Source organism: Microbacterium sp. NPDC057658 (assembly GCF_042799975.1).
Lineage (GTDB): Bacteria > Actinomycetota > Actinomycetes > Actinomycetales > Microbacteriaceae > Microbacterium.
In genome coordinates, this window is sequence record NZ_JBHVHT010000001.1 from 2,554,319 (window position 1) to 2,578,180 (window position 23,862).

22 protein-coding genes are annotated in these 23,862 nt (G+C 71.3%); 10 read left to right on the forward strand and 12 right to left on the reverse strand.

Annotated features, from left to right (window positions below):
- Window positions 1-19: 19 nt before the first annotated feature.
- The 7 genes from ACFU8V_RS12315 to ACFU8V_RS12345 are packed head-to-tail and all read right to left on the reverse strand — an operon-like array spanning window position 20 to window position 6,888.
- A complete protein-coding gene (locus tag ACFU8V_RS12315; RefSeq protein ID WP_378871469.1) occupies window positions 20-1,546 on the reverse strand; it encodes a serine hydrolase domain-containing protein in 1,527 nt (508 codons plus the stop codon).
- Window positions 1,543-2,256, reverse strand: a complete 714-nt coding sequence (locus ACFU8V_RS12320) for a type 1 glutamine amidotransferase (protein ID WP_062766718.1) — start codon at window positions 2,254-2,256, stop codon at window positions 1,543-1,545. The genes ACFU8V_RS12315 and ACFU8V_RS12320 overlap by 4 nt, the downstream gene beginning before the upstream one ends.
- Window positions 2,253-3,365: a dipeptidase gene (locus ACFU8V_RS12325; protein ID WP_338566261.1), complete on the reverse strand. Its 1,113-nt coding sequence runs from the start codon at window positions 3,363-3,365 to the stop codon at window positions 2,253-2,255. The genes ACFU8V_RS12320 and ACFU8V_RS12325 overlap by 4 nt, the downstream gene beginning before the upstream one ends.
- A gap of 1 nt (window position 3,366) precedes the next feature.
- Window positions 3,367-4,254, reverse strand: a complete 888-nt coding sequence (locus ACFU8V_RS12330) for an aminotransferase class IV (protein ID WP_338566262.1) — start codon at window positions 4,252-4,254, stop codon at window positions 3,367-3,369.
- Window positions 4,255-4,286: 32 nt separating this feature from the next.
- The gene (gene menC / locus ACFU8V_RS12335; protein ID WP_378871474.1) at window positions 4,287-5,435 is read right to left on the reverse strand and encodes an o-succinylbenzoate synthase; all 1,149 of its coding nucleotides are present in this window, start codon (window positions 5,433-5,435) and stop codon (window positions 4,287-4,289) included.
- Window positions 5,432-6,115, reverse strand: coding sequence for a MurR/RpiR family transcriptional regulator (locus tag ACFU8V_RS12340; RefSeq protein ID WP_126892937.1), 684 nt, complete (start codon window positions 6,113-6,115; stop codon window positions 5,432-5,434). Before ACFU8V_RS12340 ends, menC begins: the two co-directional genes overlap by 4 nt.
- A complete protein-coding gene (locus ACFU8V_RS12345; RefSeq protein ID WP_378871477.1) occupies window positions 6,112-6,888 on the reverse strand; it encodes a GNAT family N-acetyltransferase in 777 nt (258 codons plus the stop codon). Before ACFU8V_RS12345 ends, ACFU8V_RS12340 begins: the two co-directional genes overlap by 4 nt.
- Window positions 6,889-6,981: 93 nt before the next feature.
- Between ACFU8V_RS12345 and ACFU8V_RS12350 the strand changes: the two genes are divergently transcribed.
- The 8 genes from ACFU8V_RS12350 (at window position 6,982) to ACFU8V_RS12385 (ending at window position 16,525) form a co-directional block, all read left to right on the forward strand.
- The gene (locus ACFU8V_RS12350; protein WP_378871480.1) at window positions 6,982-8,130 is read left to right on the forward strand and encodes a M20/M25/M40 family metallo-hydrolase; all 1,149 of its coding nucleotides are present in this window, start codon (window positions 6,982-6,984) and stop codon (window positions 8,128-8,130) included.
- Window positions 8,131-8,444: 314 nt separating this feature from the next.
- Entirely contained in the window at window positions 8,445-10,250 is a 1,806-nt protein-coding gene (locus ACFU8V_RS12355; protein ID WP_378871483.1) for an ABC transporter substrate-binding protein, read from the forward strand.
- Window positions 10,251-10,321: 71 nt separating this feature from the next.
- Window positions 10,322-11,365, forward strand: a complete 1,044-nt coding sequence (locus ACFU8V_RS12360; RefSeq protein WP_025104996.1) for an ABC transporter permease — start codon at window positions 10,322-10,324, stop codon at window positions 11,363-11,365.
- Window positions 11,362-12,276 carry an ABC transporter permease gene (locus tag ACFU8V_RS12365; RefSeq protein WP_378871487.1) on the forward strand — a complete coding sequence of 305 codons (915 nt, stop codon included), beginning with the start codon at window positions 11,362-11,364 and terminating at the stop codon, window positions 12,274-12,276. Before ACFU8V_RS12360 ends, ACFU8V_RS12365 begins: the two co-directional genes overlap by 4 nt.
- A 1-nt stretch (window position 12,277) precedes the next feature.
- Window positions 12,278-13,927: an ATP-binding cassette domain-containing protein gene (locus ACFU8V_RS12370; protein ID WP_378871490.1), complete on the forward strand. Its 1,650-nt coding sequence runs from the start codon at window positions 12,278-12,280 to the stop codon at window positions 13,925-13,927.
- Window positions 13,924-14,886, forward strand: coding sequence for an LD-carboxypeptidase (locus tag ACFU8V_RS12375; RefSeq protein ID WP_085607808.1), 963 nt, complete (start codon window positions 13,924-13,926; stop codon window positions 14,884-14,886). The genes ACFU8V_RS12370 and ACFU8V_RS12375 overlap by 4 nt, the downstream gene beginning before the upstream one ends.
- A complete protein-coding gene (locus ACFU8V_RS12380) occupies window positions 14,883-15,716 on the forward strand; it encodes a serine hydrolase (RefSeq protein WP_062766742.1) in 834 nt (277 codons plus the stop codon). The genes ACFU8V_RS12375 and ACFU8V_RS12380 overlap by 4 nt, the downstream gene beginning before the upstream one ends.
- Window positions 15,713-16,525 carry a serine hydrolase gene (locus ACFU8V_RS12385; RefSeq protein WP_126892933.1) on the forward strand — a complete coding sequence of 271 codons (813 nt, stop codon included), beginning with the start codon at window positions 15,713-15,715 and terminating at the stop codon, window positions 16,523-16,525. The genes ACFU8V_RS12380 and ACFU8V_RS12385 overlap by 4 nt, the downstream gene beginning before the upstream one ends.
- 96 nt (window positions 16,526-16,621) lie before the next feature.
- Here ACFU8V_RS12385 and ACFU8V_RS12390 read toward each other — a convergent pair whose 3' ends face one another.
- Window positions 16,622-17,671, reverse strand: coding sequence for a P1 family peptidase (locus ACFU8V_RS12390; protein ID WP_126892932.1), 1,050 nt, complete (start codon window positions 17,669-17,671; stop codon window positions 16,622-16,624).
- Between the two features lie 157 nt (window positions 17,672-17,828).
- On the opposite strand from ACFU8V_RS12390, the gene valS reads away from it, so the two are divergent.
- Entirely contained in the window at window positions 17,829-20,423 is a 2,595-nt protein-coding gene (valS, locus tag ACFU8V_RS12395; protein ID WP_378871496.1) for a valine--tRNA ligase, read from the forward strand.
- A complete protein-coding gene (locus ACFU8V_RS12400) occupies window positions 20,423-20,632 on the forward strand; it encodes a hypothetical protein (protein ID WP_025105004.1) in 210 nt (69 codons plus the stop codon). The genes valS and ACFU8V_RS12400 overlap by 1 nt, the downstream gene beginning before the upstream one ends.
- Window positions 20,633-20,716: 84 nt before the next feature.
- On the opposite strand, the gene ACFU8V_RS12405 is transcribed toward ACFU8V_RS12400, so the two are convergent.
- Genes ACFU8V_RS12405 through tdh form a run of 4 tightly spaced genes read right to left on the reverse strand, consistent with a single transcriptional unit; the run spans window position 20,717 to window position 23,822 of the window.
- Window positions 20,717-20,935, reverse strand: a complete 219-nt coding sequence (locus tag ACFU8V_RS12405) for a hypothetical protein (protein ID WP_378871499.1) — start codon at window positions 20,933-20,935, stop codon at window positions 20,717-20,719.
- A complete protein-coding gene (locus tag ACFU8V_RS12410; RefSeq protein ID WP_378871502.1) occupies window positions 20,932-21,546 on the reverse strand; it encodes an ArsR/SmtB family transcription factor in 615 nt (204 codons plus the stop codon). The genes ACFU8V_RS12405 and ACFU8V_RS12410 overlap by 4 nt, the downstream gene beginning before the upstream one ends.
- Before the next feature lie 54 nt (window positions 21,547-21,600).
- Entirely contained in the window at window positions 21,601-22,779 is a 1,179-nt protein-coding gene (locus ACFU8V_RS12415; RefSeq protein ID WP_378871505.1) for a glycine C-acetyltransferase, read from the reverse strand.
- Complete coding sequence (gene tdh, locus ACFU8V_RS12420) at window positions 22,779-23,822, reverse strand: L-threonine 3-dehydrogenase (protein WP_062634086.1); 1,044 nt, start codon at window positions 23,820-23,822, stop codon at window positions 22,779-22,781. Before tdh ends, ACFU8V_RS12415 begins: the two co-directional genes overlap by 1 nt.
- Window positions 23,823-23,862 lie beyond the last annotated feature (40 nt).

Below are 23,862 nucleotides of genomic sequence, written 5' to 3' on the forward strand. Positions count from 1 at the left end.
CGATCTGTGCGACCCGGGATCAGGGCGACGGCAGGATGATCCGGTGTCGCTCTGCGGCCCCGACCCCTTCCCCCTCGACACGCGTCTGTCCCGGCGCGACCACCGCCGCGCCCAGCCCCTGTACCCGAGGCTCCGGAAGCCCGACCAGCCGCATGTCGACGAGGAGGTCGCCGCGGTTCCCCACGATCCGCCAGCGCAGCTCGGCCTCGGTCGCCGCGGCCACCACGCGGTCGGGGAACGGGTCCTGGTCCGCGCGGAATCCGCCGATCTCCTGGACCTGTGCCTCCAGCCGGGCATCGCGGACGTCGGCCGGGATGTCGTCGAGCACATGGTCGGCGAGGAACGGGTACGTGGCGGCGGGCCGTCCCGAGCGGATCGCGGCGTCGAGAGCCTGCGCGGCGGCGACCGTCTCCGCCCACGGGTGCAGGACCGCGGAGGGGGCGTCCGTCCGTTCGAGCAGCTGCTGGAGCGCGGCGCCTGCGATCCGCCGGGCGCCGAACTCGTCGGAGTTCCCGAAGGCGACGACGCCGATGCCGCTGGCCGCGTGCCAGCGCATGTGCGCCGAGAATCCGGGAAGACCGCCGGAGTGCTGCACGATCCGCCCGAACTGCCGGTCGTCCTCCACGAAGAGGCCGTAGCCGTAGCCGGCCCCCGCGAGGTCGCGCCCGTCGAACATCGCCGACGGCACCGGGATGGGGGTGCGGGCCTGCTGCAGCTCCCGTCGCGACGCCGGAGCCAGCACGGCGGGCGCCAGCGGGTCGTCGGTGAAGGCCGAGCCGAGGAACCACATCCATCTCGCGATGTCGTCGACGGTGCTGAACATGCTGCCGATGCAGCCGAGCGCGCCGGACCCCACGAACGGCTCGGGGCGGAACGTGGTGCCGTCGTCGAACGTCCGGAACCCGCCGGCCAGCGTCTCCGGCGCGTAGCCGTCCGACACGTGCGCCGTCCGGCGCAGCCCGAGGGGCTCGAGCAAGGTCTCCCGGATCACGTCCTCCACGGCCCGGTCCGTCACCGCTTCCACGACGCGGCCGAGCAGCGACTGGCCGAGGTTGGAGTACTGGTAGACGGTTCCCGGCGCGGCCGCGAGGTGCACCCCACCCGCGAACAGGGCGGCGATCTCCGCACGGGAGGCGCCGAGATGCCGGTCCACCCAGGCGTTGTCCTCCCCCAGACCGGACCGGTTCGAGAGCAACAGGTCGCCGGTGACCTCGACGTCCGCACCCCGATGCCGCAGCCGGACCTCCGGCAGATAGGTGCGGATCGGCGCGTGGAGGTCGAGCAGGCCGCGGTCTCGAAGGGAGAGCACGGTGGCGGCCAGGAAGCTCTTGGACATCGAGGCGATGCGGAAGACCGTGTCCCGCGTCGTCGGGGCCTCATCGGCGCGAGGATGGCCGTGGGTGAGCACTGCGCGGACCCTTCCCCGTTCGGCCACCGCGGCGATGGCGGCCGGAGCGGCACGACGCGCGCGCTCGTCCAGGCCGTGGCGGAGTGCCTCCGCGGCGGACTCGGCCATGACGAGGAAATCCGCATCCTGCCCGGTCATACGGGGACCCCGGCGCGCACCTCGTCGGCGAAGGCCTCGATGAGCGCGCGGCTGGCCGCGGTGTTGTGGTCGTGCACGCGCTCGGCGGCGGCGATGAGGGCGGGAAGCGAGCGTCCCTCTCCCCGCAGTGCCGCGTCGTCCCAACGGGCGAGGTCGGCCGCGGAGGCCTCGGGATGGAACTGCACCCCGCGCACCCGCGCCCCCAGCCGGAAGGCCTGGTTCTCGACGGCGGCGCTCGTCGCCAGCAGCACCGCCGCGGATGGCAGCCGCGTGATCATGTCCTGATGGTTCTCGATCATCGGAGCCTCATCGCCGAGGGCCGCGAACAGGGTGTCGGCACGTCCCGCCGCAGTGGGGCGGATGGGGGTCGCGCCGCGTTCGATGGGTCCGGTCTTCTCGGCGACCTCGCCGCCGGCCACGTGGGCGAGCAGCTGACCGCCCAGGCAGATGCCGAGGGTGGGGAGGTCACGGTCGATGGCCTCCGCGGCGAGCGCCCGCTCTGCCGCGAGCCACGGCGCGCGGTCATCGTCGTCCGGCATGAGCCCGCCGCCCAGCATGACGAGTCCGGCGTATCCCTCCAGGGAGGCGGGCAGCGGCTGCTCGGCTCCCACGACCTCGTCGACGTCGATCGCCTTCTCCCGTAGCCAGGTGCCGAGGCGGCGCGGGCCGGAGCTCGCGGAGTTCACGATCACGAGGACGCGCGGGTTCACAGCGCCCCCTCCCGCGCCGTCGTGTCGACCGCCGGCACGAGCGCGGCCGCGGCGGGCTCTCCCGCGCGGCCGGCGAGGAAGGCCTCGTGGTCGGGGTCCGACGCCTCCAGCACGCGGAGGACGTTCTCGTGCGCCGCCGCCCGGAGGTCGTCCTCCGACCAGCCGCGATGCCGCAGCTCGGCGAACAGCGCCGGGTACCCCGAGACGTCGCCGAGACCGTCCGGCATCGCATCGGACCCGTCGTAGTCGGCACCGATCCCGACCGCCTGCGCGCCGGCCACGCGACGCACGTGGTCCAGGTGATCGGCGACGTCCGCGACGCCGACGCGCGGCGCCTCTCCCTCTCCCCCGGCCTCCCACCAGTCGCGGCGGGCCTGCGAGACGAACGTGGGGACGAAGGGCACCATCACGACGCCGCCCTGCGCGCCGATCGCGGCGAGCACGTCGTCCGGCACGTTGCGGGGGTGGTCGCACAGAGCGAGGGCGCCGGAGTGGCTCACCATCACCGGGCGGGTCGTGACCTCCAGGGCATGCCGCATGGTCGTCGGAGCGACGTGCGAGAGGTCGACGAGCACGCCGATGCGGTTCATCTCGCGCACCACCTCGCGTCCGAAGTCCGTCAGACCACCGTGGCGCGCCTCGTCGGTCGCCGAATCCGCCCAGGCGATCGTCCGCGACCAGGTGAGGGTGAGATACCGCGCGCCGAGCCGCGCGAACTGCCGCAGCACGGCCAGCGATCCGCCGAGCTGGTCGCCGCCCTCGATGCCGATGAGCGAGGCGATCCTCCCCTCCGCCATCGCCGCACGCGCGTCGGCCGCCGTCCGAGCGATCGCGAAGCGCTGCGGGTGGGCGTCGACGAGGCGGTGCACGAAGTCGATCTGCTCGAGCGTGGCCACCACCTGCTCCGCCCCTTCCAGCACGGGATCGACCCAGACCGACCAGAACTGGCCGGCGACCCCGCCCGCGGTCAGTCGCGGCAGATCCGTCTGCGTGGCCGCCACCGGGCCGGAGAGCTCCGCGACCCGGTAGCCGAGCAGCGTCCTGCTCGCCCAGGCGAGGTCGTTGTGGCCGTCGATCACCCGATCGATCGGCAGGTCCGCGTCGACCATCTCAGTCCTCTCGTCCATCCAGCACCGTGTTCATCCGCGCGGTGAGCACCGGGTCCATGGCGCGCGCGACGCCGTCCAGCTCCCGCACGGGCACCGCACCGCGGGTGCTGGAGCAGAGCCAGAGGGCGTCCGCCCGCTCCAGATCGTCCCGCATCATCGGACCGACGCGGGAGGGCACCTCGGCGAGTCCCGCGAAGACGTCGGCCTGGGTCGTCCCGGGGAGCACCCCGTACTCGGGCGGTGGCGTGACCAGCGCCCCGTCGAGCCGCGCGATCAGCGTCGACCGCGGCCCTTCGAGGACGAACCCGTCGGCGCTGACGAAGACGACATCGTCCGCACCCCGGCTCCGTGCCTCCCGCAGGGCCGCCTGGTTCACGGCGTAGGCGAGGGACTTCGCTCCCTGCAGCAGCCAGGGCGCCGTCTCCATGACGTCGTGCCGGTACCCGCGGTCGAGCACCACCGCGGAGACGCCCCGCGCGCGGACGGCCTCCGGGTCCTCTCCCGCGAAGCCGAGCACCCACCCCGTCGGTCCGGCCGGGTCGATCTCGTCCCCGCGGGTCATCGCGAACTTGATCGAGGCGATCTCCCCGTCGCGGAGCACTCCGGGGCGGGAGACCTCGGCGGCCGCGCGGCGCACCGCCCGCGCCCACCGCTCGCGGCCTGGCGCGGGCAACCCTAGGAGCTGCGCCGAACGCTCCATCCGCACGAGATGCGCCTCCAGGGCCTGCGGCCTTCCTCCGCGCACCACGGCGGTCTCGAAGACGCCGTCGCCGCGGGTGACGCCGAGGTCCGTCGCCCGGATGATCGGCTCCCGCGGATCGACGGCATGGATCCCGTCCTCCGCCGCCTCGGCGGCGAGATCGAGCCGGTACAGCAGCAGTGCGCGCATGGGATTCCGCTCTCGCAGGGTTCGGGGGCCGGTCAGCCCGCGGTCAGGACGGCCTCAGGGGCCTCGGCCGCGGAGGAGTCGAAGACGCGGGACGCGTCACGGGCGATGCGCTCGGCGAGCACCTCGTGTCCGATCCCCGGTCCGGTGGGGACCGTGACGCGACCGGCGACGGCGGTCACCGGAGGCGCGATGATGTCCGACTCGTAGTACTTGTCCGAGCCCGACACATCCGACGGCAGCAGGAAACCGGGGAGCGAGGACAGCGCGACGTTCGCAGCCCGCCCGACGCCGAACTCGTGCATCCCGCCGCACCACACGGGGATGCCCGCGTCCCGCGCCACGTCGTGCGCGGCGCGGGCGACGGTGAGCCCGCCCATCCGCGACACCTTGATGTTGAGGACCCGCCCCGCCCGCAGCCGGATCATGGTCCGCAGGTCGCCGAGGTCGACGACCGACTCGTCCAGGCACACGTCCGTGCCGAGCCGCGCCTGCAGATCGGCGTGGGCCACGAGATCCCGCGGCGCGAAGGGCTGCTCGATCATGGTCAGCGCCTCGCGATCCAGGCGTGCGAACACCGCGGCCGCCCGCTCGTCATCGGCATACGCGCCGTTCGCGTCCACGTGAAGGTCGAGGTCGGGGTAGGCGCCGCGCACCGCACGCACCGGCTCCACATCCCAGCCCGGAGCGATCTTGAGCTTGACGCGGGGGTAGCCGGCGGCGCGCTGCAGCTCCACCTGGGCCAGCAGCTCATCGATCGACGGCTCGATGCCCAGCGACACCCCCGCGACGACCTCGTCGCGCGTCCCGCCGAGGGCCGCGGCGAGCGCGATCCCCCGCCTCCGGGAGACCAGGTCCCACACCGCGCCGGAGAACCCGGCCTTCGCGAACTCGTGCCCGCGGACCCGTGCCCACGACGCCTCCAGCTCCGCCGGCTCCTCCCCCTCGGCGCGGAGCAGCGCGGGCACCAGGTAGCGGGTCGCGATCTCCCACGCGGTGACCGTGGTCTCCGCTCCGTAGAACGGATCGGACGGCGACGCGATCTCCCCCCACCCCGTCTGGCCGTCGGCATCGGTGACCTCGACGAGCACGTGCTCGATGCCGGACTTGCGGTGCGAGCTCGTCTCGAAGCTGTGACGCAGCGGCTGACGCAGGGCGAACAGCCGGACGCGGACGACCCTCACGCGTCCTCCTCCGGGCGGGGCCGCGCGGTCTCGGGGCCGTAGAGACCCAGGCGCGCCACCAGCCGGTCGCGTTCGGCGAGCCGCCGTCGCGCTCCCTTCGCGCTCGCCGTGGTGAGCGCGCTCAGCAGGTGGCACACCGCCGCGACCGGGGTCGGCGAGTCGGCGTACGACGCCGATCCCGTGCGCACCCGGATGAGCGAGGTCGCGATGGATGCGAGCGGGGCGTCCTCGCTGTCGGTGATCACGACGAGCTGACCGCCCGCCTCGTGGAAGAGCCGCCCGAGCCGCACGGTCTCCTCCCGGTAGCGCCGCAGGGAGAACGCGATGAGCACGTCGCTGGCCCGGACGTCGGTGAGCACGGTGAGCGGCTGCAGCGCGTGCCCGTCCACGAGGAAGACGTTCGACAGCGTCGCCGAGAGATCCGCGTTGAGGAGCTGCGCGTACGCCGCCGCCTTGCCCTCGCCGGCGACGTACCGTCGCCGGGCACCGAGCAGCAGCGCCGCGGCCTGCGGCACCTGGGCCGAGCGGCTGAGCTCCTCGAAGGTCTGGGCGAGCGTGCGCTGCTCCGTCTCGATGATCCGCGCCTGGATGCTCTCGGCGGAGAGGTTGGTGCGGATGCGCTCGCCGTAGCGGTCCCGCGGAGAGACGAGGTCGCGATCCTCCTGGTCGTGGTCGTTCATGCCGTGCCCTCCCGAGGTGTCGCGCGGTAGACCGCCGTGTCGTGGTCGAGGCGCGTGGCCCCGACGAGGACGTCTCCGCGGCGGAATGCCGCGGTCATCGTCCGCTCCAGATCCCGCCGCAGCACCGCGCGCTCCTCGGCGTCGAGGGCGCCGGGTCGCGTCGGGATCGCGATCCAGGTGCCGCCGTCCGCCGCCACGGCCCGCCCCCAGTCGTCCGGCCCGAGCACGGGAGGGACGGGGAGCGACCGACGGGTCGGACGATCGGCGACGTCCAGGTCCCAGGAGACCACCAGACGGTCGGTGTCGGGGCGGGCGTAGTAGTCGCGCTCGTACGCGATGCCGACGGCCCCGAGAGAGCTCAGGTTGAAATGGGCGTTGCGCGAGAGCAGCGGATCGAACGTCCACCGCATCGTCCGCTGCCCCCAGCGCAGGGCCACGGCACGCTGCGCGAGCTTGAGCGCCTGGCCGACGCCGCGTCCCTGGTGCGCGGCATCGACGGCGGCCGCCTGCGAGTAGTGGAAGGACGCGCCGGTGGTGTCACAGCCGGCGAACCCGTACGCGAACCCGATCAGCTCCCCGTCGTCGGCGAAGGCGCCGACCGCGGAACCGCCGTTGCGGGCGAGGGCGGTGAGCAGGTTGGCGTTGAGGGCGTACTCGTTCTCCGTGTACGCGAAGACGCGGGCGTACAGCGCGGCGGCCTCACGGAACTCGGTGTACCGGGTGAGTTCGCGGCAGCCGTGGGCGACACCGGCGGCCACCGAAGAATGAGGCACGATACGTTTCCTAAGATCGAGGAGTCCTGCTGCTGAGAGCGATGCTATCGGCGGGTTGCGGGGTGATCAAGGGGCAAGATACGGTTCGTAACCGTGACGACTCTCTCGGCAGTGCGCGACGGGGACCATCCTTCCGACGACATCATCGCACTCGTGCGCGAACTCGTGCTGATCGAGACGCCGAGCCGCGACACGGAGGCGAGCGCCCGCATCGCCGACCTGCTGTCCGCCTGGTTCGCCGGCGTCGGCGGCAGCGTCCAGCGGATCCCGCACGAGCTCGGGACGGATCTCGTCATCGACGTCCCCGGTACCGGAGACCCGGTTCTCCTCGTCGGCCACACCGACACCGTCTGGCCGGCGGGCACGCTGTCGGACGACCTGCCGTGGGCCGAGGACGGCGATGTCGTGCGCGGCCCCGGTGCCTACGACATGAAGGCCGGCATCGTGGTGATGCTCGAGGCCCTGCGGCACCTGCAGTCCGTGCCGCTCGCACAGCGGCGCGCCGTGCGGATCGTGCTCGTCGCGGACGAGGAGATCGGCTCCCCCGTCTCGGGCCCCCAGCTCGCGGAACGGGCCAGGGGCGCGGCCTGCGCCATCGGATTCGAGTCCCCGCATCCCGACGGCGCCCTCAAGGTCGGCCGCCGCGGCAGCGCCCGGGTGCGCATCGCCGTCACCGGCCGCGCGGCCCACGCCGCCCTCGACCCCGAGCATGGCGTCTCCGCGATCGACGAGCTCGTCGACCAGCTCCTCCTGGTCCGCACGATCGTGGCCGACCCGGAGCTTCCGAGTCCGGTGCTGTGCAACGTCGGCGTCATCGACGGCGGCGCGAGGACCAATGTGGTGCCGGCGCACGCGGCCGCCGAGATCGGCCTCCGCTTCCAAGACCCGGACAGCGAGCAGCGCGTCCTCAGCGCCCTCCAGGAGCTGGCACCGGTGCGCCCCGGCGCCCGCCTCGACGTCGCCGTGCTGAGTGCCCGGCCCGCCTGGCAGGCCTCGGCGGAGGACACCGACCTCCTCGCCCGGATCGCCGCGGCCGGTGCTGCGCTCGGCCAGCAGGTCGACGGCCGCCCCGCGGCCGGCGCGGGCGACACGAACCTCCTCGGCGGACAGGGTCTGCCGACCGTCGACGGCTTCGGCCCCCGGGGCGGCGGTGCGCATGCGCTGGACGAGCACTTCCTGCGCTCCTCCCTGCACGAACGCATCGCGCTCCTGCGTGCCGTGCTCACCGTCCCGGCGGAGTGACGATACGATTCCGGTTCCCGTGCCCGACCCGAACCGGCCCGAGATACGTTCCGGATGTCCGCGTCGAGGTGTCATCCTTTGCTCCCCTCGTTCCGATGCGCGCATCCTGGCATCCGCGTGTTTCCGCCGTGTTACACCCGCTCGACGGCCGGCGATCTTTCCGGTCTGCGCGATTTTTCTTCCGCGATACGCATCGAATGTCTTGACCACGGGGCCGTCTTCCGCTTGCATGGTCAGCACCGACCCGGCTTCACTGTGGATCCGGGCGGCGCCCGAAGGGACCTTCCATGCGTCTTGCCCCCCGCTCCAGAACCGTGCGAAGTCTGACCGCCGCCGCGATCGCCTCCGCGCTCCTCCTCGCCGCTCCGGTCGGTGCCGCTCAGGCGCAGTCCGTCAGCGCCGCCACCGAATCGCCGGCCTCCGACACGACGCTCCGGATCGCCACCTCCGGATTCGTGGACACGTTCAACCCGTTCATCTCGATCTACCTGACGCCGACGAACATCATCCGGTACGTCTACGAGTCGCTCGTGCAGAACGACGCCGAGGACGGCTCCCCCACGAAGGGCCTCGCCGACAGCTGGGAGGCGACCGACGGCGGCCAGACGTGGACCTTCACCCTCCAGGACGACCTCGTCTGGTCGGACGGCGAGCCCATCACCTCCGCCGATGTGAAGTACACGTACGACCAGATGATGACGGTTCCCGCGCTCGGTACCGCCAACGGCAACCTCGTCTCCAACTTCGACACCGTCGAGACCCCGGACGACAAGACCGTCGTGATCACCCTGAAGACCCCGCAGGCCCCGAACCCCGGCTCGGAGATCCCGATCGTCCCGAAGCACATCTGGGAGAAGGTCGACGACCCGACGACCTTCACCAACGACGCCGACGTGGTCGGCTCCGGCCCGTTCGTCCTCGACAGCTACTCGGCCAACCAGTCCATCGTGCTGAAGGCGAACGAGAACTTCTGGCGCGGCGCCCCCAAGATCGACGCGATCCAGTACGTGTACTACACGAACTCGGACGCCCAGGTGCAGGCGCTCAAGGCGGGCGACGTCGACCTCGTCACCGGCCTCACCCCCACCCAGTTCTCGGCACTCGAGGGCGTCGACGGCATCACCACGCACTCCGGTGAGGGCCGCCGCTACCACTCGATCAGCATCAACGTCGGTCAGCAGACCCGCGACAACGTGCCCTACGGCACCGGCAACGCCGCGCTGAAGGAGCTCGAGGTGCGCCAGGCCATCCGTCTCGGCACCGACACGGCCACCCTCCTCGACAAGGTCCTGGACGGCGAGGGCACGCTCGCGACGAGCTTCATCCCGGCGTCCTTCCCGAAGTGGCACCTGTCCGACGACGACGACGTGATCGTGGGCTTCGACCCCGAGGCTGCGCAGGCGAAGCTCGACGAGGCGGGCTGGGTCCCCGGCGCCGACGGCATCCGCGAGAAGGACGGCCAGCGCCTGAGCCTGCGCCTGCTGACGGACGCGGACGACGCGAACGAGCAGTCCATCTCCGACTTCTTCGTCCCGTGGATGAAGGACATCGGCATCGAGATCACGGTCGAGTCCACCGACTCCGACACGATCAGCGCGAAGGCCACCTCCGGCGACTACGACCTGTACTTCAGCGGCTGGTCGGTCAACCCCGACCCGGACTACCAGCTGGGCATCAACACCTGCATGAACCTGCCGACCGCGACCGACGGCACCGGCGGCACCACGCAGGACGGGTACTGCAACCCGGAGTTCGACGAGATGTACGCCGCGCAGCGCTCCGAGATCGACGCCGAGAAGCGTCAGGAGATCGTGCACGACATGCTCGCGCTGAACTACACCGACACCGCGCAGGTCGCCACCTGGTACGCCAACTCGCTGGAGGCCTACCGCTCCGACCGCTTCACGGGCTTCACGCTGCAGCCGAAGGACGGCGGCATCATCGCCAACCAGGCCGGCTACTGGGGCTACCTCACCGTCGAGCCCGTCGAGGGCGCGACCGCCGGCGGCACCGGCACGAACACCGGACTCCTCATCGGAGGCATCGTCGTGGGGGTGGTCATCATCGGAGGGCTCATCTTCTTCCTGATCCGTCGCCGCAACATCGCCGACGTCGAATGAGTCCGGCGAGACGCCGCGGGTGGCGGGCCTCCGCCCCCGCGGCGTCTCCCGGTCCGCTGTAAGGAGACCCCATGTCCAACGCGGTACCCCCGTCCACCTCCGCCATCGCGACGAGCGCCGCGGCCGAGGAGCAGCCGAAGGGCGTCGGCGCCCTCCGCTACTTCCTGGTCAAGCTCGGCGGCGCGGCCATCAGCCTGGCGATGGTGATCCTCCTCGGATTCTTCGCCTTCAAGATCCTGCCGGGCGATCCGGTGGCCTCGATCGCCCGCGAGCGCGGGATGAGCGCCGAGCAGGCCGACCAGCTGCGCGAGCAGCTCGGTCTGAACAAGCCCCTGTGGCAGCAGTTCATCGACTACCTCGGCAACGTCTTCACCCTGAACTTCGGCACGAGCTACGTCTACCGCACGTCGGTGTCCGACCTCATCGGCCAGTACTTCTGGAACACGATCCTCCTCACCGGCACGGCGGCGATCATCGCGATCGCCCTCGGCCTCTGGCTCGGACAGAAAGCGGCCTGGAAGCACGGCTCCACCTTCGACCGCGTCGTCTCCGGCACGTCGCTCGTGTTCTGGTCGGTGCCGACCTTCTGGCTGGCCCTGCTGCTCCTGATGGTCTTCGGAGGCACGCTGCACTGGTTCCCGACCGGAGGCATGGTCTCCCCCAACCCGCCCACCGATCCGGTCGGCGCGGTCCTGGACGTGATCTCGCACATGGTGCTCCCGGTGATCACGATGGTCGCGGTCGTGTACGCGCAGTACCTCATGGTGATGCGCAGCTCGCTCCTCGAGGAGATGGGCGCCGACTACCTCACCACCGCGCGGGCCAAGGGCCTCCGGGAGGACCTCGTCCGCCGTCGGCACGCCGTCCCCAACGCCCTGCTGCCGACCGTCACCCTCGTCTTCATGCACATCGGCGGTCTCATCGCCGGGGCCGTCACGGTGGAGACGGTGTTCTCCTGGCCCGGGCTCGGGAAGCTCACCTTCGAGGCCATCTCCGGCCCCGACCTCCCGCTCCTGCAGGGCACGTTCGTGGTGTTCTCCACGATCATCATCGCGATGAATCTCATCGCGGACCTCATCTACCGGCAGCTCGACCCGAGGGTGAGGCGCGCATGACCACGGCATCCCCGACCATCCGTTCCCCCCGCGCCCTGGCGTGGCACCGCCGCGGCACGGCCTTCGTCGACTTCTGCCGGCAGTTCGCCCAGCACCGAGCGGGCATGGTGGGCCTCGTCTTCCTCGTGATCGTGGCGCTCATCGCGATCTTCGCCCCCGTGATCGCCCCCGCTACCATGCTCGACGTCACGAACCTCGTCGACGTGCAGCGCTTCGCCCCGCCGTCCTGGGAGCATCCCCTCGGTACCGACCATCAGGGTCGCGAGATCTGGGTCCGCATGGTGTGGGGCGCCCGGGTGTCCCTGCTCGTCGGCCTCGCCGCCACGGCGATGTCGATGATCATCGGCACCCTCGTCGGTCTCTCGGCCGGCCACTTCACCGGCTTCTTCGGCGGGCTGATGATGCGCATCATCGACTTCTTCCTCGTGCTGCCGTCGCTGATCCTCGCGATCGTGCTGTCGTCGGTGCTGAGCCGCGGCGTCTGGACGATCATCATCGCGATCGGCCTGACCTCCTGGGCCGGCACCGCCCGCGTCGTCCGCGCGCAGACCCTGTCCGTCGAATCGCGCGACTACATCGAGCGCTCGCGGGCCCTCGGCGCCGGGCACTGGCACATCATCATGAAGCACCTCCTCCCCGGGGTGCTCCCGCTCGTGCTCGCCAACACGACCCTCACGGTCGGCTCGGCGATCATCTCCGAATCCACCCTGGCGTTCCTCGGCCTCGGCGACACCACGCTGCAGTCGTGGGGCTCGATCCTGAAGAACGCGATGGACGTCTCCGCCGCGACCAGCGGTTACTGGTGGTACGTGCTCGTGCCCGGCATCGCCATCGTCCTCGTCGTGCTGTCGTTCACCCTGATGGGCCGCGCCGTCGAGAACATCACCAACCCGACGCTGAGGAGCCGCTGAGATGCCCGATCTGATCTTCGACGACGTCTCCATCACGTACCGCACCTCGGGGCGGTCGGGTCGGGACGAGGTGGCGGCCGTGCGCGACGTCTCGCTCACCCTCCCCGCCGGGCAGACGCTCGGCATCGCCGGCGAGTCCGGCTCCGGCAAGTCCACTCTCGCCATGAGCGTCCTCCGGCTCCTGCCGCGCAACGCCCGGCTCAGCGGCCGCGTGCTGCTCGGCGACCGGGACGTCGCCACGTTGTCCTTCGGGCAGCTGCGCGCCGTGCGCTGGGCGCAGACGTCCATCGTGTTCCAGGGCGCGATGCACTCGCTCAACCCGGTCCGCACGGTGGGCTGGCAGCTCCTGGAGGCGCTGGAGCTGCACGCCTCGGACCGATGGAAGGGCGAGAAGGCGCGCAAGGAGCGGGTCCGGGAGCTGCTCGACATCGTCGACCTGCCGCAGCAGAAGAGCGAGTCGTACCCGCACGAGCTCTCCGGCGGCCAGAAGCAGCGCGTGATGATCGCGATGGCCCTCGCCTGCGATCCCGAGGTCATCATCGCGGACGAGCCGACCACCGCGCTCGACGTGATCGTGCAGAAGCAGATCCTCGACATGATCTCGCGTCTGGTGGCGGAGCGCGGCATCTCGATGCTCATGATCAGTCACGACCTCTCGGTGCTCGCCACGGCGTGCGACCGGATCGCCATCATGCGCGACGGCGAGCTCGTCGAGGTCGGCGAGAGCTACGCGGTCTGCACGACCCCGCAGGAGGCGTACACGCGACAGCTCGCCGACGCCTTCCCCACGATCGGCGACCCCGCCTCGCGGATGGCCCCGGTGACGCGGCACGGCCGCGATGCGGACGAGGTGCCGGAGATCACCCACGGCGACGAGGTGCTGCTGGAAGCGCGCGGAGTCAACGTCACCTACCGCTCCGGCGGGCGCCCCGTGCATGCGGTCCGCGACGTCGACCTCTCGGTGCGTAAGGGCGAGATCGTCGCGCTCGTCGGCCAGTCCGGCTCCGGCAAGTCGACCCTCGCCCGCGCGCTCATGGGACTCCAGCCCGCCGACCCCGGGTCGCAGATCCTCTTCGATGGCGCACCGATCCCGTCGAAAGGTCGCGACCTCGCGCGGTTCCGCTCGCAGGTGCAGCTCGTGCTCCAGGACCCGTGGGCCGCCCTGAACCCCAAGCACAGCGTCTACGAGTCCGTCGCCGAGGGGCTGCGCGTGCAGCGCTTCCCCGGCGACGAGCGCGAACGCGTGGCACAGAGCCTCGCCGACGCGGAGCTCACCCCGCCGGAGCGCTACTTCGGCGCCATCCCGCAGGAGCTCAGCGGCGGGCAGCGGCAGCGCGTCGTCATCGCCGGTGCGCTCGCCGTGCAGCCGCAGCTGCTCATCGCGGACGAACCCGTCGCCTCGCTCGACGCGTCCGTGCGCGGAGAGATCCTCGGACTCCTGCTGGAGCTGCGCCGCCGCCTCGGGCTCTCCGCCCTCGTCATCACGCACGACCTCGGTCTCGCCTGGAACATCGCCCACACGGTCGCGGTGATGTACCACGGACAGATCGTCGAGCACGGACCCACCGAAGAGGTGCTGCTGAACCCGCAGCACGAGTACACCCGGCACCTGCTGTCCGCGGCGCCGCGCATCGAGGAGAAGACGGCATGAGCACCCTGACGGAGGCGGCGGTGTCGCCGTATCTCGACACGGCTCCCCTGCAGCCCGGCGACACGGTGGCGATCGTCTCGCCGTCCGGTCCCGGCAACGAGGAGAACACGCAGCGCGCCGTCGGCTACTACGAGTCCTGGGGGCTGAACGTCCGGGTGGGTGAGCATGTCCTCACGCCCCACCCGCGCGCGTCGTACCTCGCGGGGCCGGACGACCTCCGCCGCGCCGACCTCGTCGACGCCTGGCTCGATCCGGACGTGGACGCCGTCGTCACGGCTCGCGGCGGCTACGGTGCCCTGCGCCTCCTCGACGGCATCGACTGGGCCGACATGCGCCGCGGGGCGCTGCGCCGGGACGGGCGGCCGAAGCTCCTCACGGGCTCGTCCGACGTGACCGCCCTGCACGAGACGTGGCGCGCGCACCTCGAAGTCGCGACGCTCTTCTGCCCGATGGCAGGGAACAACGTCTTCCGCGATTCGGAGCAGGTGCGCGACGACGTGCAGCGCTGGCTCTTCGAACCCTGGCGCGGGCGGGAGCTCATCGGCCCGAAGACCGAGATCATGACGCCGGGCCGCGCCGAAGGGCGCTTCACGGGCGGCAACCTCAGCCTGCTCGCCGCCGGACTCGGCGCCCCGGAGGCGGACGTCCCCTCCCCCGGCATCCTGTTCCTGGAGGACATCACCGAGGAGCCGTACCGCCTGGACAGCTTCGTCACGCAGCTCCGGCGCGCGGGCCGTCTCGCCCAGGCGACGGGCATCGTGCTCGGCTCCTGGCACGAGTGCGGCGACCTCGACCTCGTCCACGCGCTCATGCGGGACGAGTTCCAGGACGCCGGGGTCCCCGTGCTGTGGGAGCAGGGCTTCGGCCACGACCCGCACGCCCTGACCATCCCGCTCGGTGTCGACGGGGTGCTGGACGCGACCGGCGACGAACCCCGCCTCACGGTGGGACGGCCATGATCGCCCTTCCGCCCCTCGATCCCCGCGTCACCTGGTCGATCCGGCTCGTCGACGCCGGCACCGGGGAGACCCTGGCCGAGCACGAGCCGCACACGCAGTGCGAGACCGCGAGCATCGGCAAGATCTTCCTGCTCCTCGAGGTCGCTCGACGGCTGGAGGCGGGCGCGCTCGCCGAGGACGACCGGATCGAGATCCCGGACGAGCACCGCGTCGAGGACTCCGGGCTGCTGTACCGCATGCACGATCAGCGCATCACGGTCCACGACGCGGCGCTCCTCGTCGGGGCGGTGAGCGACAACCTCGCCACGAACGCCCTGATCCACCTCTGCGGTCTGGAGGAGGTGCGGGCCGTCGCTCCGGCACTCGGATACCGCGACACCGCCCTGCACGACTACATCCGCAACGAGCGCACCCCCGACCTGCCCTGGACGCCGTCGTTCGGCACCGCGGCCGAGCTGTCCGACGTGATGCGCCGACTCGGGGCGGGCGAGGCGTTCTCCCCCGCGGTGAGCGCCCGGGTGCTGGACTGGCTCGCCGCCGACACCGACACGTCGATGACCGCCGACGCCTTCCTCCTCGACCCCCTCGCCCACGTCGAGGCCGAGTATCAGGGCATGGTGCTGCGTCACAAGACCGGCAGCGTGAGCTTCGCCCGCGTCGACGTCGGGCTGCTGCGGGGCCCGAGGGCCGCCGTCGCGTATGCGGTCGCGGCGAACTGGAAGGACTCCGCGGCCGATCTCCGCGCGCCCGTGCTCGACGGCATGCGCGCGGTCGGCGAGCTCATCCGCGCGCACGTCACCGGACGCGCACGAGACGAGGAGGACGCATGAGCGCGATCGACGTGGAGCTCCCCGACGAGAACGGCACGGTGTGGTCGATCCTCGTCCAGGACATCGACTCCGGCGAGGTGCTGCTGCGCCATGACCCGGAGACGGTGCAGGACACGGCGAGCGTCGGCAAGATCTTCCTCCTGCACCGCCTCCTCGCCGAGGTCGACGCTGGCACGCGGACTCTCGACGAGCGCGTGACCCGACGGCCGGTCGAGGCGATCGAGGACTCCGGCCTCTGGTACCTGCTGCAGGCGTCCGAGCTGTCGCTGTACGACGTGGCCGCGCTCATCGGGGCCGTGAGCGACAACGCCGCGACCAACACGCTAGGCCGCGTCATCGGCATCCCGACCGTGCAGGAGCACACGCGCGCGCTCGGCTACACGGCCTCGGCCCTCGACGACATCGTGCGGTGGCCGATCCCGCCCGGTGCCCCGAAGACGCTGTCGCACGCGAACGCCGCGGAGCTCGTGCTCTTCATGTCGCGCCTGGCCGACGGGACCGATCTCTCCCCCGCCTCGGCCGACACGCTGCGCCGCTGGCTGGGCGCGGGCATGGACCTGTCGATGGTCGCGTCGGCCTTCGACCTCGACCCGCTCGCGCACTGGGGCTTCGATCGCGGCGTGTGGCTGCTGAACAAGACCGGCACGATCTCCCGCGTCCGCGCCGACACCGGGATCGTCATGTCCCCCACCCGCCGGATCGCCTACGCGGTCTTGGCGAACTGGGACCGGGGCGCCGACGGACGCGGACCGGTGCTGGCCGCCATGCGCCGCATCGGCGAGGGCATCCACGCCGCGCTCGCCGACTGACCTCGGTTCACAACTCAGGACATCCGGCGGCGGTCGGTACGACGCGCCGCTCCCGCGGCGCCGCCGACCCGGTTTCTCCTGAGTTGTGAACGCGGCTCAGACGACCCCGGCGCGGGCCAGGCGTTCCCGCACCCGGTCGATCGGCACCGCGTGCGCCGTCCGCCCCTCGGGGCCCACGATGGTCTCCGCGGCGAGCACCGAGTTGACCAGGGCTTCCTCGACCGCGTCCATCGTCGCGGCGAAGAGCGGCGAGAGCTCGTCGTCCGCCGCCGTACCGCCGTCCGCCGGGTCGTGCACCGAGAAGGCGATCGCGTAGTCGCCGCTGCCCTGCGCATAGTCGGCGCCGACACCGCGCATCGCGAACACGGCCCGGTTGGCCACGCGGCCGAGCTGCCGCCCGTCGACGGGGGCGTCCGTCGCGACGACGATCATGCAGGAATTGCCGACGGGCTGTGCCGGAGCATCGGCGAGGAGCTCCTCCGCGGGCAGCGGGACGCCCGCGATCCGCAGCGTGCCGCTGAAGTTCGTCTGCACGAGGACGCCGACCGTGGCCGACCGCCCCGCGACCTCGACCAGCCGCGATGCCGTGCCGATGCCGCCCTTGTACCCGAGGGCGACGGTCCCGGCACCGGCGCCCACACCTCCCTCGGCGACCGCTCCCGGAGCGGCCGCGGCCAGGGCCGCCGCCACCTGCTCCTCCCCCACGGCTCGGCGACGGATGTCGGAGAGGAATCCGTCGTTCGTCTCGCCCACCACCGGGTTCAGCGTGGTCGTCCGTGCGTGCGCCGGCGTCGCCAGCAGATGCCCGAGCAGCGCGTCCGCGACGCGGAACACGGACAGCGTCGAGGTCAGCAGGATCGGCGTCTCCAGCGCCCCGAGCTCCCGGAGCTGTGTGGCGCCGACGAGCTTGCCGTAGCCGTTGCCCACGGAGAGGTTCGCGGGAAGGCTCCGACGCTCGGCGGTGAGGGCGTCGGGGACGATCGCCGTCACTCCCGTGTGCAGACCGTCGCCGTGCAGCGTGGCATGCCCCACCCGCACACCGGGGACGTCGGTGATCGCATTCTCCGCGCCGCGCGGGAAGGCTCCGGACGGCACACCGAGGTCGGCGAGACGGGGACGGGAGGACGAGGACGACGGCGGTGTCATGCTCCGATCCTTCCAGCGTCGGAGGGACCGACCGCAGCGCCGCGCCGGAGGCTCCGCCGGGTCGAGCGCCCCGCCCGTGCGCTCGATAGACTGGGCGGCACCACCCACACTCAGGCACGCTCACACAGTGCCGCATACATCGCTCGAGGAGACCTCCATGTCCGCCATTCCCGACAAGCCCGCACTCGAAGGTCTCGAAGCGAAGTGGGACGCCGCCTGGGCGGAGCAGGGCACATACCTGTTCGACCGTCTGCGCGCCGCCGAGCTCGGTCGTGAGGGCGTCTACTCGATCGACACCCCGCCGCCCACCGCCTCGGGCAGCCTCCACATCGGTCACGTGTTCTCCTACACGCACACCGACGTCAAGGCTCGGTATGAGCGCATGCGCGGCAAGACCGTGTTCTACCCGATGGGCTGGGACGACAACGGCCTGCCCACCGAGCGCCGCGTGCAGAACTACTACGGCGTGCGCTGCGACCCCTCGCTCCCCTACGACGCCGACTTCACCCCGCCGTTCGAGGGCGGCGACAACAAGTCGAGCCGGGCCGCCGACCAGCAGCCGATCAGCCGCCGCAACTTCATCGAGCTGTGCGAGCGCCTCACGATCGAGGACGAGAAGCAGTTCGAGGCGCTGTTCCGTCAGCTCGGGCTGAGCGTGGACTGGACGCAGACCTACCGCACCATCTCCGACGACACGATCCGGCAGAGCCAGCTCGCCTTCCTCCGCAACATCGAGCGCGGCGAGGCGTACCAGGCCCTCGCGCCGACGCTGTGGGACATCGACTTCCGTTCCGCGATCGCGCAGGCCGAGCTCGAGGACCGCGACCAGCAGGCCGCGTACCACACGATCGAGTTCCCCTTCGCGGACGGCTCCGGCTCCATCGCGATCGACACCACGCGCCCGGAGCTCCTCCCCGCGTGCATCGCGATCGTGACCCACCCCGAGGGACCGCACAAGCACCTCATCGGCACCAAGGTCCGCACGCCCTACTTCGGCGCCGAGATCGAGATCCACGGCCACCACCTCGCCCAGCCCGACAAGGGCACAGGCGCGGCCATGGTCTGCACCTTCGGCGACGTGACCGACATCATCTGGTGGCGAGAGCTGCGCACCGCCGCCGGCGAGTCCCTGCCGAACATGACGACGATCGGTCTCGACGGCCGCTTCCTGGCCGAAGCCCCGTCGATCGTGACCGACGCCGACGCACGCGCCTGGTACGCGGAGAACGTGGCGGGCAAGACCGTCTTCAGCGCCCGCAAGGCGATCGTGGAGAAGCTGCAGGAGACCGGCGACATGACCGCCGTCGGCAAGCCCTTCCAGCACGCCGTGAAGTTCTTCGAGAAGGGCGACCGCCCGCTCGAGATCGTCTCGACCCGACAGTGGTACATCCGCAACGGCGCCCGCGACGGGGAGCTGCGCGATCAGCTCCTCGCGCACGGTACCGAGCTGGCGTGGCACCCCGACTTCATGCGGGTCCGCTACGAGAACTGGGTCGGCGGCCTCACGGGCGACTGGCTCGTGTCCCGGCAGCGGTTCTTCGGTGTGCCGATCCCGCTCTGGTATGCGCTGGACGAGAACGGGGAGCGCGACTACGACCGCGTGCTCACCCCGGATGCGGCCGCGCTGCCCATCGACCCCACCACGGATGTGCCGTTCGGCTACACCGAGGCCCAGCGCGGCGTGCCGGGCGGGTTCGACGCCGAGGCCGACATCCTCGACACGTGGGCGACCTCGTCGCTGACCCCGCAGCTCGCGGGCGGCTGGCAGCGCGACGAGGAGCTGTGGCAGCTCACCGCTCCGTTCGACCTGCGCCCGCAGGGACAGGACATCATCCGCACCTGGCTCTTCTCGACCATGCTGCGCTCCACGCTCGAAGACGGCCGCGCCCCGTGGAAGAACGCCGCCATCTCGGGCTTCATCGTCGACCCCGACCGCAAGAAGATGTCGAAGTCGAAGGGCAACGTGGTCACCCCGGCCGACGTGCTCGACGCCCACGGCTCGGACGCGGTGCGGTACTGGGCGGCGTCGAGCCGCCTCGGCATGGACGCGGCCTTCGACCCGCAGAACCCGACCCAGGTGAAGATCGGCCGGCGTCTCGCGATCAAGGTGCTCAACGCCGCCAAGTTCGTGCTGTCGTTCCCGGTGCCCGAGGGAGCCCAGGTGACGCACGCGCTCGACGCCTCGATGCTCACGGCACTCGACGGCGTGGTGGCCGAGGCGACCGCGGCCTTCGACCGGTATGACGCGGCGCGGGCGCTGGAGCTGACCGAGGCGTTCTTCTGGACGTTCTGCGACGACTACCTGGAGCTCGTGAAGGAGCGCGCCTACAACCAGAACGACGTGGGCCAGGCCTCGGCCGCCCTCGCGCTGCGTCTGGCGCTGTCCACGCTGCTCCGGCTGCTCGCACCGGTGCTCTCCTTCGCCACCGAGGAGGCCTGGTCGTGGTTCGAGGAAGGCTCCGTGCACACCGCAGCGTGGCCCGAGAAGCTCGGCATCGAGGGCGACCCGGCCGTGCTGGCCGCCGCGAGCGAGGCGCTCATCGGCATCCGGCGCGCGAAGACCGAGGCGAAGGCATCGCAGAAGAACCCGGTCTCCCGTGCCGCCATCGCCGCTCCCGCCGCGAAGGTCGAGGCCCTGCGCGCCGCAGCGGACGACCTCCGCGCGGTCGGCCGCATCGCCGAGCTCGAGATCACCGAGGCGGAGGAGTTCGCGGTCACCGCGATCGAGCTCGCCCCGGTCGAGGCCTCCTGATGCAGCTCGGCACGCGCTGGGCCACGGGTGCACAGCCGCCCGCGTCGGTCCCCGAGGCGCTGCGTCCCGCCATCGCCGAGGTCGAGTCCCAGGGCCTCACCGGCCACTGGACCCTCACCTGGCTCGAGGGCCGCGCGATCGCCGAGCTCGACGCCGGCTGGGAGGTCCTCCAGACCCCCTCCGGCGAGGTCATCGCCCGCCCCTTCTGATCGCCGAGACCCCGCTTCATCGTCGAGACCCCCTCCTTCCCGCGCGGGAAGGAGGGGGTCTCGACGCGTACCCGGGGTCCCGGGTCAGCGGCGCGGGGCTCCGAGCTGCGCGAGGAGATGATCCACGGCGTGCGGGTCGTGGCGGCGGGCCTGCTGTTCGCGGAGGAGCTCGAGGGCGAGGGTCCGCCGCTGTGCGCGACGCTCGATCCGGTGCTCGATCATGGCGGTGACCCGGTCGGCGAGGCGCAGCAGGCCGCGCTCCGTCCGCGTGGGACGGACGAGGTGCAGGGTCGCGGCGGTCATGATGCCTCCATCGTCTCGGTCGTGGCCGCACCATCCGGTGTCGGCAGATCGAAGATCTCGGCACGGAGGGAGACGCGGCGCACGTCGGGCCCCTCCTGACCGCGGTACTGCGCGATCGCCTTCTCCACGACCGCTTCCAGCTCGGCCCGCAGCGACATCGCCTGCTCCGCGGTCATGTCCAGGTGCGTGGTGATCGTCACGCCCACGTCGCGCCAGCCCTCGGGGACCTCGGACTCCGGGCGGTTGAGGTACCGCATCAGCGTCTCGTGCCGGAGTCGGAAGAACTCCGAGGTCACGATCTGCGCCGCAGCGCGGTTCGCCGGCGACATCTGCTCGTCCGGCCCCGGCACGTCGATCCGGCCCTTCGGACGCTCCCACCATCGCTCCCGTGCCGTGCCCCGGCCTTCCACCTCGCGGATGAGGTCGTGGGCGGCGAGGGCGCGGAGGTGGTAGCTGGTGGATCCCGAGGTCTCCCCCACGAGCGCCGCGAGAGAGCTGGCCGTCTGAGGACCGCGAGAGGCGAGCAGATCGAAGATCCTGACCCGCAGCGGATGGGCGAGCGCCTTGAGCGCCCCCGCATCCAGCGTCCGTACCTGCGTCTCGTTCGTCATGAATGCAAAGATACTCTTGCAAACAACTCTTTGCAAGCATTTCTTTGCATCCGATCAGCTCACGGACTCCCGGGCCGCGACGAAGGCCGCCACGCACCGCTCCACCTGGTCGGGGGTGTGCGCGGCGGAGAGCTGCACCCGGATGCGCGCCTTGCCCCGCGGCACCACGGGGAAGCTGAACGCGGTCACGTACACGCCCTGGTCCTGCATCGCCGTGGCAATTCGGGCTGTGAGACCGGCATCGCCGAACATGACGGGCACGATCGGGTGCTCCCCCGGAAGCAGGTCGAACCCCTCCTCCGCCATCCGGGCGCGGAACAGGGCCGCGTTGTCGCGCAGCCGCGCCCGGAGGTCGGCCGATCCCTCGACCAGGTCGAGCGCGGTCAGCGTGCCGGCCACGATGGCCGGAGCGAGGGTGTTCGAGAACAGGTACGGGCGGGAGCGCTGACGCAGCAGCGCGACGATCTCCGCGTGCGAGGCGACGTACCCGCCGGAGGCGCCGCCCAGCGCCTTGCCGAACGTGCCGGTGTAGATGTCCACGCGATCTGCGACGCCGCACAGCTCCGGCGTCCCGCGTCCGTTCTCGCCGACGAAGCCGACCGCGTGCGAATCGTCCACGAAGACGAGCGCGTCGTAGCGCTCCGCCAGGTCGCAGATCTCGGTCAGCGGGGCGATGTAGCCGTCCATAGAGAAGACACCGTCGGTCACGATCACGCGGAACCGGGCATCGGCGGCCTCCCGCAGCTGCTCCTCCAGATCCGCCATGTCGCGATTGCGGTACCGGAGCCGGCGCGCCTTGGACAGCCGGATCCCGTCGATGATGGACGCGTGGTTCAACTCGTCCGAGATGATCGCGTCCTCGGCGGAGAACAGCGTCTCGAAGACACCGCCGTTCGCGTCGAAGCAGGAGGAGTAGAGGATCGCGTCATCGGTGCCGAGGAAATCCGCGAGCCGACGCTCGAGTTCGAGGTGCTGCTCCTGCGTGCCGCAGATGAAGCGGACGCTCGCGAGCCCGTACCCCCACTCGTCCAGGGCCGTCCGGGCCGCAGCGAGGATTCGTGGGTCGTCGGCCAGCCCCAGGTAGTTGTTGGCGCAGAAGTTGAGCACCTCGGCGCCGTCGGCCGTGATCTCCGCCCGCTGCGGTCCGCGGATGCCGCGCTCGCGCTTGGTGAGCCCCGCCTCCTCGATTCCCGCCAGCTCCTGCGCCACATGGTCCTTGAAGGTCGCGTACATCACAGCTCCGTCCAGTCGAGGATGATCTTGCCCGTGCCGGCGGACTCCGCCGCCGCGAATCCGCGCTCCCAGTCGCGCGCCGGTACGACCTCGGCGATCACCCGGCCGATCGCTTCGCGCAACGTCGCACTCGTCTGGAGCATCGCGCCCATGGCGTTCCACGTCTCGAACATCTCCCGGCCGTAGATCCCGGTGATCGTGAGCATGTGCGTGACGAGCTTGCCCCAGTCGATGTCGAACCCGGTCGACGGCAGCCCGAGCATGGCGATGCGTCCGCCGTGGTTCATGTTGTCGATCATCGCCGGGAGCGCCGACGCCGCGCCGCTCATCTCGAAGCCGATGTCGAAGCCCTCGCGCATGCCGAGCGCCCGCTGCGCGTCGCGGATCTCCTGGCGGGAGACGTCGACGACCTCGTCGGCTCCCATCCCGCGCGCCATCTCCAGGCGCGGCGCGCTCACGTCGGTCCCGACGATGAAGCGGGCGCCCGCATGCCGGGCGACGGCGATCGCCATCAGGCCGATCGGACCGCACCCGGTGACGAGCACGTCCTCACCGACGAGCGGGAAGCGGAGGGCGGTGTGCACGGCGTTGCCGAGCGGGTCGAAGATCGCGCCGAGCTCCGGGGTGACCTCGGCGTGGTGGACCCACACGTTCGTCGCCGGCAGCGAGAGGTACTCGGCGAAGGCGCCGTCGCGCTGCAGCCCGAGTCCGATCGTGCGGATGCACATCTGCCGCCGTCCGGCGCGGCAGTTCCGACAGGTGCCGCAGACGATGTGTCCTTCGCCGGACACCCGGTCGCCGACCGCGATGTCGTGGACGAGCGGCCCGACCTCGACGACTTCCCCGTAGAACTCGTGTCCCGGGATGAGGGGCGCGGCGATCGCGGAGGCCGCCCAGTCGTCCCATCGCCGGATGTGCAGATCGGTTCCGCAGATGCCGGTGCGGAGGACACGGATGACGACCTCGCCGGGACCCGCGACGGGGTCGGGACGCTCCACGAGCGCGAGGCCGGCGCCGGGTTCCTCCTTGAACAGAGCTCTCATGCTCTGATCTCATCGCATCCGTTGCTGTAGAACAATCGGC